1 protein-coding gene is annotated in these 509 nt (G+C 38.1%); it reads left to right on the forward strand.

Features of this window, described 5'->3' with window-relative positions:
- Positions 1-347: hypothetical protein (locus CYP28_RS10270; protein WP_181000412.1), on the forward strand; the 347-nt coding region annotated here is incomplete at its 5' end.
- Between the last annotated feature and the right edge of the window lie 162 nt (positions 348-509).

Raw genomic sequence — 509 nt, forward strand, 5'->3', positions numbered from 1 at the left:
TAATTGTTAAAATTCCTGGTCATTCCCCAGGTAGAGTTCCAGTAAATCGTGATTGTACATGTAGTGTTCCTACACCAAATAATGAACCACTAAAACCAGGTACTGAGGTAAAAGTTACTCCAAAAGATGATGCAAGTAATGGTACTTCAGTGACTACTCCTGTAGTAGATACTACTATCCCAACATTAACTCTAGATCCAATTGACAACACTTCAACAGTAGTAACTGGTAAGGTTCCAAATCCAGATCCAAATACCAAAGTAATTGTTGAAATTCCTGGTCATACCCCAGTTACAGTTCCTGTCAATTATAATCATACAACGCGGGCGACTACACGAAATATGTAACTATCCAAACTTGGCACTGAGGTAAAAGATACTCCAAAAGATGATGCATGCAATGGTACTCCAGTTACTACTACAGTAGTAGAAACTACTATCCCGACAGTAACTCTAGATCCAATTAACAACACTTCAACAGTAACAACTGGTAATGTCACAAATCCCGAT

Source organism: Campylobacter concisus (genome assembly GCF_002914195.1).
Lineage (GTDB): Bacteria > Campylobacterota > Campylobacteria > Campylobacterales > Campylobacteraceae > Campylobacter_A > Campylobacter_A concisus_M.